We start from the raw sequence: 12214 nt of genomic DNA, 5'->3' as shown, positions 1-12214 counted from the left end.
TTAAGCGCGAGTTTTATCCGTTTTTCAAGTGCTGTCCGGAAATGAATAATTCCGTCCGGCAATAAGGCTTAACAGAGAAACGAGATGGAAGACAGGTTACTCAGCAACGGGGCGATACTCAGGCAGACCGATTTAATGATGTTGCACAGAGATATAGTGGGTGCGCGGGCACGCAAAGGCTGGAGGCTGGACGGATTCAGCGATATCGCTGACAAACTGGAAGACCGGCATTTTCCCTGCTTATTCGCCCGTCATGCATGGAAATCTGAAAGCCTGCTGTTTGGATTTATCAGCCGGCAACAGGCCAGCAGTGAGATGCTCTCGGTGATGAATTTATTTATCAGGCGGACACAGACTCTGCCGGAGGAGCAACGCCTGTACAGCCCGTTGATCCTGATCTTTGAGCAGAACGAATTCTCTTCTCTCGACGAGGCTCACCGGTTCGCATGGCAGCAGTTGCAAATGCTGCATGACCACGATGCCCGTCCCTGGCCGGAACATATTCCTACTTCGCCTGACGAGAGTGCCTGGTCATTCTGTTTTGGCGGCACAGAACTCTTTATCAATATCAGCTGTCCCGGACACGCCCGGCTACGCAGCCGGAATCTCGGCGAAAGGGTGGTATTTGTCATTAACCCCAGGCCCCATTTCGACATTCTTGCCAGCCATCGCGACCCTAAAGGGATCAAAATCCGCGAGAAAATCCGCGCCAGAGTCAGTGATTACAATCAGGGCTATGTGCCCGGTGAACTCGGATTTTATGGCGATGATGGCAGTCTGGAATGGAAACAATATCAGTTAAACGAACCCGGTTCGGCCAGTTTTTCCGGCTGTCCACTTCACATCCATAAGGAAAAAAAATTGCAATGAACATCACTCTTTTGGGGGCGTACATTCTTTCGGTCATGATGCTGCTGCTGACGCCCGGCCCGGTAGTGGCATTAATTACCGGCACGGCTGCCCGTTATGGTTATCGCAGCGCTTTTGCCACGGCGGTGGGCACCAACGGCGCATCGCTGGTGCTTATTGCACTGGCCACGCTGACCCTGAAAGGGGTTGTTTCACTCTCGCCGGTCTGGCTGTGGCTGACCGGCGTGGCCGGATCGCTTTACATTGGCTATACCGCGCTTCAGAGCCTGTTGAGCCGCCCAGCACAGGATGGCCCGACGGTCAAACCGGCAATAAACCACCGCGGCGGCTTCTTTCGCGGCTTTATGACCGGCATTGCTAATCCGAAAGATATTCTGTTCTTCGTCTCTTTCTTCCCACAGTTTATTGCGGTAACGCGTGATTTCAGCACCAGTATCATGACGCTGTGCGTGGTGTGGATTTTCTTCGATTTTGCCATTCTTACGCTCTATATTCTGACGGTTAAACGGTGGATGCCATCCCGTCACGGCAGAACCATTGAGCTGACCTCTTCCCTGTTTTTACTTGGCGTGGCGTTATGTGGGGTGATATACAACGTACTCGAAATAGCGAGCCTGATTTCGCACAGGTCCCTTTGATACAGGAAGCTGACGTGTATTTGTATATTTTTTACCTGGGTGGTAATGCCGGGAAATCGAATATTGAAGTTCATGACATCCAGTTTGTTGCGGCTGACAAGCCGGAAGATGCCTGGCCTGCGCTGCGTGAAGCCTGGTTTGGCGACCCCGATAAGATACACATCGATGGTTACGCCAGAGTGAGATGGGCTGATGGTTACACGATCACTCTGAGCGCGACGCCCCCGGATGAGCAGACCATGCGACTCTGGTTTGTCAACGCCGGAGGTTATCATCCTTCCAGCCTGGCAGAGTTACATGCTTTTGATTTTTTTGTGGCAAAAAACATGAAAGAAGCGAAAGCCCGTGGCATGGAGAGCCTGCTGAATGGCGCGTTGCAACAGCACAAAGATAACCTTAAAGATGTCGATGACTGCCTGCTGCTGGAAAAGCTCGGCAATCTTTACATCCATCTCACCCCGTCTGAAACCGGTGCGCGGTTTGTGCCGGAATGGCAGGGCTATCAGCCCATCGGCGTCTGACAGGCTAAAGATCAATCACCAGCTCTGGCGACAGGCTTCGCGAGCAGCAAAGTGCAACATATTGCTGCTCTGCTTGTTTTTCGCCTTCTGACTGAACGGTATCCCGGTGATCAACCATCCCCTGCTTCACCGCTGTCAGACAGGCGCCACACATACCCATTTCACAGGAAAGCGGCACATCAATGCCGTTCTCAATTAACACGCAGGCAATCGACTTTTCCGCAGGTACAACCCACTGCTGGCCCGTGGAAGAGAGGGTGACCGTGAAGTTATCGCCACTTTCACTCGTCGCGGATGACAGTGGTTTGAAGGCTTCCATGTGGATATTTTCTTCCTGCCAGCCAGCGCCGATGGCCGTATCTGCCATCTGTGTCATAAAGCCTTCAGGGCCACAAAGATAGAGATGAGTCTGCGCTGAAGGCTGGCTGAGCGCGGCAGGCGTATGGGTACGTGGACTTTGCCCGTCGCTGCCGGACCAGATTTCACAGGTTCCATGGCGGAAAGCTCTCGATAACGGTGCAAGAAATGCCGCATCGCTTCGCTTGCGGACATAATAATGTAGATGAAAGGGGATTCCACTGGCTTCAAGCGCTTCTGCCATCGCATACAGTGGCGTGATGCCAATCCCCGCAGCCAGCAGAATAACCTTTCCGGCGGGTTGCAGAGGAAAGAGATTGCGGGGAGCGGAGATACTGAGGCTCTGCCCAGGACGCAGCACATCATGTATCCAGGCTGGGCCGCCGCGCGACTGCTGTTCCCGCGCCACACAGATCTGGTACTCACCGGGATGACCGGCTGCTCCGGTCAGTGAGTATTGTCGTATCAGATTCTCCCTGAGATAAACATCAATGTGCGCACCTGGTTGCCAGTCAGGCAGCGCCTGCCCGTTCTCTGCGACCAGGCTGATCCCCAGATTGCGATCGCCCTGACGCCATATGCCGTCAACCACTACCTTGATCAGGTTCGTCATCGTTACCTCCCTCATACCAGGAAAAATTCACCAAATCCCATACGCTTAAGGCTTCTGCGATAGGCAATCGAGCTGCGATCGGCGGGAATATGCGCCTCCAGTGTCAGATCAAGCGGTAATCTTTCCGGCATCTGGGTTTCCACCATCAGACGATCTTCTTCAAACACCCGCTGGTTGAAGGCATGGACTTCTTCCACGGGAACATGCAGATCAAAGTTCCTCGCTATCGGCGCAAACATGCGGGTTTTTCGCGCTGAAACGGGCGAAGCGGCGTTCATAATCACCAGCCGCGAGTCTCCCGGAAAATGGATAGTCAGCGTGGCGGTAAAGGGAAGATGCATTTCAAAATGGCGTAGCCACTGGAATCCTTCCGTAGCCTGGTGCTGTGCGCTGGCCGGATAGTTGCCAACCGTGCTCCAGTAGTCGGCTTCAAAGCCGAATGCCTTTTCAACCGGATTGTAAGCGGGCACCACCTGATTATTGGCGTCGGCGAAGGTTTCGGTATGTATCCAGGCAAAATGGGCCACATCAAGAAATCCTTCCACCTGGCGTCCGGCAAAACCGTTTACGTCAAATCCCGGACAGTTAATCTGCTGGAAACCGTCGTCTGTCCAGTGGGGCATTACCGGCAGCAGGGCAGGATTCTCCGCATCCGGGATCATGCAGACCCATACCAGACCATAGCGTTCTTCAACCTGAAAGGTCAGCAGGTTCAGTTTCGCCGGGATGGGCTGATCGGGACTGGAGGGAATACGGTTGCACTTGCCATCTTCACCGAAGCGAAGTCCATGATAAGGACAGACAATGCCCTCTGCGTCATGAAAGCCAAGCGTCAATGGAACGCCGCGATGGGGGCAGATATCACGCGCCACCACGACGTTGTTGTTAATGCGGTAAATCACCAGCGACTCATCGAGCAGCACGGCTTTGGATGGCGCACTGGTGATATCTGATGAACGGGCAACGGGATGCCACTGCTGCGCCAGTCGCAGCCAGTCGTCAGGTTCAAAAGTACAGTGTGCAGGAGGCGTTATTTTGTTCATACCCATATCCCGTGATTCGCTTAGCAGTTTACCTTTATGTTTGTCCGGATATTGTTAATGCTTTAATGTGTTCTAATCCATCAGCATTAATTCACTGTTGTGTTGCAAAAAAGGAGACAGGCGGGTGATGAGTCCCTTTTCCCGTCTCGCGGTTTATTTTATTGAGGTTGCGCGCAGCGGCAGTTTGCGGAAGGCCGCTGAGAAGCTACACGTCTCCGCCTCGGCGATTAACCGACAGATTTTGCAGGCGGAAGAGCGTTTCGCTATCGCGCTGTTTGAACGTCTGCCGGAAGGAATGCGGATGACAACAGCCGGAGAGCTGCTGTATGGCGACCTGATACGCTGGCAGCGCGAGTTCAGCGTCACCCGTCAACGGTTTGACGAAATTCAGGGGATGAAGCGTGGTCAGGTCAGTGCCGGGCTGGTTCAGGCGTTGACCGAAGGGGATATTGCTGAGGAACTGGCAACGGTTGCGGTCAAAAATGAGTGGTTGACGCTAAAACTGGCGGTGGAAAACAGCTCAGAGATTTGCCGGATGATCCGCGATTCTGAGGTTGATTTTGGTCTGATACTCGATCCTGGTGCTGTCAGCGGGCTTGAAGTGCTGGCTTTTGCCGAACTGGAAATGGGGGTTGTGCTGCCTGTCGATCATCAATTGAGCACCAGAACAAGCCTCAGCCTGAGTGAACTGAGCGGTGAACGGCATATTATCCCGCAGGCCTCTCTGGTGGTTCACGAACGGGTTATCTCGCTTTATCATCGCAACGGGCAATTTCCGGATAATTTCATCTCCTGTAATGACATTGGTCTTATTCGCAATATGATTATGCAGAAGGCCGGGGTCTGTATCCTGAGTCGCCTGGATGTGATGACGGATGTCAGGCGAGGAAATCTGAGTTTTGTCCCCCTCAGAAACAGCCAGTTGCGCCCGCTTACGCTGGCATTATGCACCGCACCTTCCCGACAGTTATCGCGAGCCGCTCAGCATGTTATTCAGCGACTTTGTGGGGTAATTGAAGCGCTGCACAGGCATAAGGACTAACAATACAAAAAACAGCAGCGACTTTTACTTAAAACAGGCCCGAACCCGGGCCTGTTTTAACGCTTTGCCGACGTCAGCAACTGGCAACCAGCGCTTCCAGCTCGGGACGACTGGTCACTTTACTGTCTATTTTTACGTAAGCACTTTTCTCTTCCTGAGCGATAAAGACGGCGGCGACACCGGGTTGTGCGTTTAATCTTTTTTCCAGCGCCGGGATGTCGATGTCATCCCTCAGGACAATACGCAGGCTGCTGACATAGGGCGGCTCCTGCATAGTCCAGCTGAGCAGCAGCCAGCCGGCCGCAATGATTGCACCGACCAGAAACACCGTCTGCGCGTCAAAATGACCAAATATCCAACCGCCCAGGCTGCCGCCAATGGCCACGCCAATAAACTGGCTGGTGGAGTAAAGCCCCATCGCCGTTCCTTTATAACCTGCCGGTGACTCTTTGCTGACCAGCGAAGGCAATATGGCTTCCATCAGGTTGAAACCGATAAAGAACAGCTGTACACCGACCACCAGAGTCCAGAAATGGTTACCTGCTCCCCACAGCACCACTTGCGCAATTAACATCAGAGCGACACAGCAGACAAAAACCCGCTTCATCCGGCGCTTCACTTCGGCATAAATGATAAACGGCACCACGCTGCAAAAAGCGATCAGCATGGTAATCAGGTAGACTTTCCAGTGTTGTTCTGCCGGGAAGCCTGCCTGCTCAAATTCTCCGGGCAGGGCGACAAAACTCGACATCAGCAAGATATGCAGACACATAATGCCGACATTCAGCTTCACCAGACGGCTGTTCATCAGCACTGCTTTAAAGCTGCCTTTTACCATGCCGGATTCACGGTTGAGAAGATGATTGGGTGTCGAGGGTACCACCAACAGGGTGATCAGAATGCCGCTGGCGGCGAGGATAGCAATCATCCAGAACAGTGCATGCAGGCCCAGTGCGTGGGTGATGACAGGTCCCAGCACCATTGCCAGCGCAAAAGTCACGCCAAAGCTGATACCGATAAATGCCATTGCTTTGGTGCGATTCTGTTCGCGGGTCAGGTCGGAAAGTAGCGCCATCACGGCGGCGGCGATAGCGCCTGAGCCTTGCAGGGCACGGCCAAGGATCACACCCCAGATGGAGGTGGTACAGGCAGCAATCACGCTGCCCAAAACAAAGATCAGCAATCCACCCACAATCAATGGCTTGCGTCCAATGCGATCTGACAGCAAACCGAAAGGGATCTGAAAAACAGCCTGCGCCAGGCCGTAGATGCCAATAGCCAGCCCAATTAAGGCTTCACTGGCTCCCTGGAGGGCCATACCATAGGTGGTCAGAACGGGCAAAACCATAAACATGCCCAACATACGCAGAGAAAAAACGGTTCCTAAGCCCCAGGTGGCCCGCAGCTCCACCAGAGTCATTTTGTTATCGTTCATTACAACCTCAAATTATCTGTTATGCGCATTTTATGTGGCAGGGCGGGGTGGGTAAAATTTTTATTAATTAAAGTCGTAACAAAAAGAAAGGGGGAGCATCGTATGATCCGGATGGCTGACAATCACTGGCACTAAGGGAAGCGACGGACGTCCAGAAGGTCGTCGAATGATGTGAAATGGCAGGTTACGTTTCTGCTGTCAGAAACCATTGGCAGATTTTATTATCAAGGCTGAGGGTAAACTCAAGTCACTGTCCACTGAATTTCAGGCAAAAAAAAGGCACCCGGTGCCCTTATTGAAACAGGATTTAACTCACATCAGGTAAGTCAGCAGGTCTTTTGATGCTGGCGTCATAAAGTCTACCGACATCATCACGCTCAGAGCGGTAATGGCGACAATTGAGAAGACAAACAGCTTTCTGGCCCAGACGCGATCGTTCTGCGTCTTATAGCCTGACAGCGCCATCCCCAGCCACCACACGCTGACCGCTGCGGCGACCACCAGATATTTGTAGCCCGCATAGCCCACCAGAGTCAGCATTAACGTGGCAATCATAAACGCCAGGATGTACAGCGTGATATGGTTTTTAGCAACGGAAATACCTTTCACCACCGGTAACACCGGGATATTGGCTGCCTGATAGTCTTTAAAACGGAAGATGGCAATGGCGTATGAATGCGGCATCTGCCACAGGCTGAAAATCGCCAGCAGAATCAACGCACCGGCATCAAACTGACCGGACACAGCGCAGTAGCCAATGACCGGCGGCGCTGCGCCTGACAGGCTACCAATCAGCGTGCCGTAAACAGAGTTACGCTTCATATACAGGCTGTAGACGCCGACGTACACCACAAAGCCCATGACCGCCAGCCACATGGCCAGCGGGTTAGCTCCGAAATACAGCAGCGCAAATCCTGCAATACCCAAAAAGGTGGCATAAACCAGGGATGCTGTCGGAGAAATGAGGCCTTTAACCAGCACCCGATTTTTGGTTCTCTCCATTTTTACGTCGATGTCACGGTCAATAAAGTTGTTATAAACACAACCCGATGCGACCACCAGCGAGACGCCGACTAAGGTGAAGAGAAACAGGGCGTAATCAATATGGCCTTTAGAGGCCAGCAGAAACCCCCCGATAACAGAAATCAGATTTCCGAAAATAATTCCTGGTTTTGTTACTTGCAGGTATTGCTTTATCATCACAGGTAGCTCGGTTAGTTAGCCATCATGTTGTAGTTGAGGTTCCACATGATCCATAGCGAGCCAACAACAACTATCAAGATGATGATTGCGGCAAAGACAATCGCCACAAGGTTCCATCTCTCTTCAGAAGAGGTGTTCAGGTGCAGAAAGTACACCAGATGCACCAGCACCTGGACCACGGCACACACCAGCACCACACCAAGAATGGTTGCTTTAGAAGCACCGCCATCCATCACCATCCAGAACGGGATCGCCGTCAGAATGATCGACAGAATAAAGCCGATCATATAAGACTTGACGCTACCGTGTGATGCACCATGTTCGTTTGCAGAATGACTCATTACATGGCTCCCATCAGGTAGACAATGGTGAATACGCAAATCCAGACAACATCCAGGAAGTGCCAGAACAGGCTCAGGCACATCACGCGAGTACGGTTGGTATCAGACAGACCATGACGGGAAATCTGATACATCAGCACGGCCATCCAGATAAGACCAGAGGTTACGTGCAGACCGTGAGTACCAACCAGCGTGAAGAATGCCGACAGGAAGCCGCTGCGCTGCGGGCCGAAGCCTTCCATAATCAGATGATGGAATTCATAGATTTCCATCCCGATAAAGCCCAGACCAAACAGGAAGGTCAGTGCCAGCCAGCCAATAACCGCCCCTTTGCTGCCTTTGTTCATGTTGATAACAGCAAAGCCATAGGTAATGGAGCTCAACAGCAGCAGCGCCGTTTCGACCAGAACGAAAGGCAGTTCAAAAATATCCTTACCTGCGGGACCACCCGCCGTGCTGTTTACCATTACACCGTAAGTGGCAAACAGGGTGGCGAAGATGATGCAGTCGCTCATCAGGTAGATCCAGAAGCCAAAAACCTTGTTGGCTCCTGCATCGTGATGCCCATGCTCCGCATGGGCGTCGTGGTGTTTAGCCAGAGTTTCAGTTGACATTTTTCAGACCTGCTTTGCTAATTTCGTCAAAGTGCTGATTCTCGATTTTTTCGATTTCGGCAACGGGAACGTAATAATCAACGTCCTGATCAAAGCTCTTGATGACCCAGGAGACAATCATGCCAAGGAATGACAGACCCACCAGCCACCAGATATGCCAGATAGCGGCGAAACCAAATACCAGGCTGAATGCACCGATCACCACACCTGCGCCGCTGTTTTTCGGCATGTGAATCTCGGCATACTGAGCAGGCTGTTTGTAAGCTTCACCTTTTTCTTTCATTTCCCAGAACGCATCGCGCTCGTGGATAACCGGCACTTCAGCAAAGTTATAGAACGGTGGTGGCGAAGAGGTTGCCCACTCCAGCGTACGTCCGCCCCATGGATCGCCTGTCAGATCGCGCAGTTGCTCACGGTCACGGACAGAAACCCAGAACTGAATTACCTGGCAGAGCACGCCACAGGCGATCAGCGCGGCGCCACAGGCAGCCACCACCAGCAATGGATGGAACTGCGGGTCAATGTTCTGGCTCAGACGACGGGTCATGCCCATAAAGCCGAGTGCATACAGTGGCATAAAGGCAACAAAGAAGCCGATAATCCAGAACCAGAAGGCACGGATGCCCCATTTTTCGTTCAGGCAGAAACCAAAGGCTTTCGGGAACCAGTAAGTCACGCCGGCAAAGCAGCCAAATACCACACCACCAATAATTACGTTATGGAAGTGGGCAATCAGGAACAAACTGTTGTGCAGAACGAAGTCAGCACCTGGCACTGCCAGCAGTACCCCGGTCATTCCCCCAACGGAGAAGGTGACGAGGAAGCCGACGGTCCACAGCATGGCAGAGTGCATCTGAATGCGTCCCTGGTACATGGTGAACAGCCAGTTAAAGATTTTTACGCCGGTCGGAATGGCGATGATCATCGTCATAATACCGAAGAAGGCATTCACGTTGGCACCTGCACCCATGGTGAAGAAGTGGTGCAGCCAGACGATAAAGGACAGGATGGTAATAACGATCGTTGCCCATACCAGCGAGGTGTAACCAAACAGACGTTTTTTGGAGAAGGTTGCCACTACTTCGGAGAACACACCGAACACCGGCAGCACCAGAATGTACACTTCCGGATGACCCCATACCCAAATCAGGTTGACGTACATCATCATGTTGCCGCCCATTTCGTTGGTAAAGAAATGGAAGCCCAGATAACGGTCAAGGGTCAACAGCGCCAGCGTCACGGTCAGTACCGGGAAAGCGGCGATAATCAATACGTTGGTGCAGAGAGATGCCCAGGTAAATACCGGCATCTTGAACATAGTCATGCCTGGCGCACGCATTTTCAGGATAGTAACGAAGAAGTTAATCCCGGTTAATGTCGTACCAATACCCGACAGCTGGAGACTCCATATCCAGTAGTCAACGCCCACCCCCGGACTGTATTCCGCGCCGGAGAGGGGAGGGTAGGCCAGCCAGCCGGTCTGAGCAAATTCGCCCACGCCCAGCGACAGGTTAACCAGCACCACGCCCACAGCCGTGAACCAGAAGCTCAGGTTGTTAAGGAACGGGAAAGCAACGTCGCGCGCACCGATCTGCAAAGGAACGGCGATATTCATCAGGCCGACCACGAACGGCATCGCCACGAAGAAGATCATGATCACGCCGTGGGCGGTGAAAATCTGATCATAGTGATGGGGCGGCAGGAATCCGGCCTCACCCGCAGAAGCCAGCACCTGCTGGCTACGCATCATCACTGCATCGGCAAAGCCACGCAGCAGCATGACGAAGGCCATGATGATATACATGATACCGAGTTTCTTGTGGTCAACAGACGTCAGCCATTCTGACCACAGGTATTGCCACTTACCGAAATAAGTGATTGCTCCAGCAATAGCCAGTCCACCAAGTAGGATGGCGGCAACCGTCACCACGATAATCGGTTCGTGGTACGGAACTGCATCAAGGGTTAATTTTCCCAACATCGTATTATTCCTCGGCTCCCGCGTGAGAGGCTTCGCTCATGTCCATGCCTTCGTGTCCGGGTATGTCCATTTTCCCGTGGCTCATCTTGAACTTGCCAATAACTTGTTTGAACAGTTCAGGATTAGCAGCAGAGTAGAACTCAACCGGATGGTTTTCGCTCGGCGCAGCCAGTTTCTCAAAATCATCCATTGTCATAAGCGTGTTGGATGATTGTTTTGCTTTTGCAACCCATTGATCAAAAGCAGCCTGATCCGGGGTGGCAATCGCTTTAAACTTCATACCGGAGAAGCCGCGACCGCTGAAGTTAGCGGAGATACCGTCAAATGTACCGGGTTCGTTGGCAATCAGATGCAGTTTGGTCTGCATTCCTGCCATAGCGTAAATCTGGCTACCCAGCGTTGGGATGAAGAAGGAGTTCATCACGGTGTTTGAGGTGATCTTGAAATTTACTGGCGTATTGGCCGGGAAAGCGATCTGATTGACGGTAGCGATACCCTGTTTCGGGTAGATGAACAGCCATTTCCAGTCCAGTGCGACCACATCGATTTCAACCGGCTCGACATTGGATGCCAGCGGTTTGCTCGGCTCAAGCGCGTGAGTTGATTTCCACGTCAGAACACCAAGGAAGAGAATAATCAAAATCGGAACGGTCCAGACCACGGCTTCCACTTTATTAGAGTGTGACCAGTTCGGACTGTATTTGGCTTCGGTATTCGATGCCCGATATTTCCAGGCGAACACCACAGCCATCAAGACTGCCGGAATTACGACGATCATCATCAAGCCGAAGGCTGTCAGTATCAGCGAACGTTGCTCCAGTGCAATCTGTCCTTTGGGATTTAACAATGCACTATCACAGCCACTTAACAATAAAGTGCCTGCAATTAATGACAAAATCCCCAAACTTTTATTGTATTTCCTGAGTCTCATTTAACGACCTCAATGACAAGGGCTCTATTGTCGTTTAAGTGTGGCGGCATTTTACGGGAAGGTTTCATTACTGTAAACCAGCAGAAACTTGTGTCAGCGGCGTGTAGACACCTTTTGCAAAGGCTGTCACAGATGTTGCTTTAGGTGACAAAATATTAATAAACGCAGGGGGTTGGCATGAATATAACAAAAAATGATGTGAAAACCCTTTATGAAAAAGCGGTTGCTATAACCAGAGAATTTACCACTCAAATATTTAACAAATCTGCATCATTTAATGGGGGAAATTAAAGCGGAATAATAACGCACCGGTTTTTAATATTCTCTTTGAAATGGGGTAAAACTGTAAAATCTTTTATGAAATAACCTGGCGTGCGACCGATTACACCAGCAGGAAAAATGTTAACAATTGCTGATTACCCGCCAGCATGGTCACATTGGTTGACCAGAAAATGTGCAATTTGCCAGTTTTTATACCCGACCTGCATCAGCCAATTCTTCCTTTATTTCACCTCATCGGCCCGGATTTTTCCGCGCTGGAACCGCAGCGTACTGCCAGATTTCTCCGGCAATATCCGGATTGTGGCGGAGATCACTTTCTGATGACATCCGTTATCATTTCACC

13 protein-coding genes are annotated in these 12214 nt (G+C 51.7%); 5 read left to right on the top strand and 8 right to left on the bottom strand.

Translation table 11 applies throughout. The features are described 5' to 3' along the window. The first annotated feature begins 84 nt into the window (after window positions 1-84). Genes AC3RPL_RS14965 through AC3RPL_RS14955 form a run of 3 tightly spaced genes read left to right on the top strand, consistent with a single transcriptional unit; the run spans window position 85 to window position 2029 of the window. The gene (locus tag AC3RPL_RS14965) at window positions 85-870 is read left to right on the top strand and encodes a YqcI/YcgG family protein (RefSeq protein WP_034933494.1); all 786 of its coding nucleotides are present in this window, start codon (window positions 85-87) and stop codon (window positions 868-870) included. Next, window positions 867-1508 carry a LysE family translocator gene (locus tag AC3RPL_RS14960; protein WP_034933491.1) on the top strand — a complete coding sequence of 214 codons (642 nt, stop codon included), beginning with the start codon at window positions 867-869 and terminating at the stop codon, window positions 1506-1508. Before AC3RPL_RS14965 ends, AC3RPL_RS14960 begins: the two co-directional genes overlap by 4 nt. 14 nt (window positions 1509-1522) lie before the next feature. Beyond that, window positions 1523-2029: a DUF1543 domain-containing protein gene (locus tag AC3RPL_RS14955; protein ID WP_490740580.1), complete on the top strand. Its 507-nt coding sequence runs from the start codon at window positions 1523-1525 to the stop codon at window positions 2027-2029. Between the two features lie 4 nt (window positions 2030-2033). Here AC3RPL_RS14955 and AC3RPL_RS14950 read toward each other — a convergent pair whose 3' ends face one another. Next, the gene (locus tag AC3RPL_RS14950) at window positions 2034-2999 is read right to left on the bottom strand and encodes a PDR/VanB family oxidoreductase (RefSeq protein WP_490740579.1); all 966 of its coding nucleotides are present in this window, start codon (window positions 2997-2999) and stop codon (window positions 2034-2036) included. A gap of 11 nt (window positions 3000-3010) precedes the next feature. Further along, window positions 3011-4048, bottom strand: a complete 1038-nt coding sequence (gene hpxD, locus AC3RPL_RS14945) for a molybdenum cofactor-independent xanthine hydroxylase subunit HpxD (protein WP_490740578.1) — start codon at window positions 4046-4048, stop codon at window positions 3011-3013. Between the two features lie 121 nt (window positions 4049-4169). Here hpxD and AC3RPL_RS14940 point away from each other — a divergent pair, with 121 nt between their 5' ends. Continuing rightward, a complete protein-coding gene (locus tag AC3RPL_RS14940; RefSeq protein WP_490740577.1) occupies window positions 4170-5084 on the top strand; it encodes a LysR family transcriptional regulator in 915 nt (304 codons plus the stop codon). Window positions 5085-5157: 73 nt separating this feature from the next. Here the strand turns inward: AC3RPL_RS14940 and AC3RPL_RS14935 are convergent, their stop codons facing one another. From AC3RPL_RS14935 to cyoA, 6 genes are all read right to left on the bottom strand, one after another. Then, on the bottom strand, window positions 5158-6519 hold the full coding sequence (locus AC3RPL_RS14935) for an MFS transporter (protein ID WP_490740576.1): 1362 nt from the start codon (window positions 6517-6519) through the stop codon (window positions 5158-5160). Window positions 6520-6831: 312 nt separating this feature from the next. Further along, window positions 6832-7719 (bottom strand): heme o synthase, encoded by an 888-nt coding sequence (gene cyoE / locus AC3RPL_RS14930; RefSeq protein WP_034933482.1) that lies wholly within the window; start codon window positions 7717-7719, stop codon window positions 6832-6834. A 14-nt stretch (window positions 7720-7733) separates the two neighbouring features. Then, window positions 7734-8063, bottom strand: a complete 330-nt coding sequence (locus tag AC3RPL_RS14925) for a cytochrome o ubiquinol oxidase subunit IV (protein WP_034889739.1) — start codon at window positions 8061-8063, stop codon at window positions 7734-7736. Beyond that, window positions 8063-8677, bottom strand: a complete 615-nt coding sequence (locus AC3RPL_RS14920) for a cytochrome o ubiquinol oxidase subunit III (RefSeq protein ID WP_034933480.1) — start codon at window positions 8675-8677, stop codon at window positions 8063-8065. Before AC3RPL_RS14920 ends, AC3RPL_RS14925 begins: the two co-directional genes overlap by 1 nt. Then, on the bottom strand, window positions 8667-10658 hold the full coding sequence (gene cyoB, locus AC3RPL_RS14915; RefSeq protein WP_034933478.1) for a cytochrome o ubiquinol oxidase subunit I: 1992 nt from the start codon (window positions 10656-10658) through the stop codon (window positions 8667-8669). The genes AC3RPL_RS14920 and cyoB overlap by 11 nt, the downstream gene beginning before the upstream one ends. 4 nt (window positions 10659-10662) lie before the next feature. After that, window positions 10663-11589, bottom strand: a complete 927-nt coding sequence (gene cyoA, locus AC3RPL_RS14910) for a cytochrome o ubiquinol oxidase subunit II (protein WP_490740575.1) — start codon at window positions 11587-11589, stop codon at window positions 10663-10665. Window positions 11590-11988: 399 nt separating this feature from the next. Between cyoA and AC3RPL_RS14905 the strand changes: the two genes are divergently transcribed. Further along, window positions 11989-12192 (top strand): hypothetical protein, encoded by a 204-nt coding sequence (locus AC3RPL_RS14905; RefSeq protein WP_490740574.1) that lies wholly within the window; start codon window positions 11989-11991, stop codon window positions 12190-12192. The last annotated feature ends 22 nt before the right edge of the window (window positions 12193-12214 follow it).

Source organism: Erwinia papayae, assembly GCF_058241465.1.
This window is presented reverse-complemented; position numbering and strand designations above follow the sequence as displayed.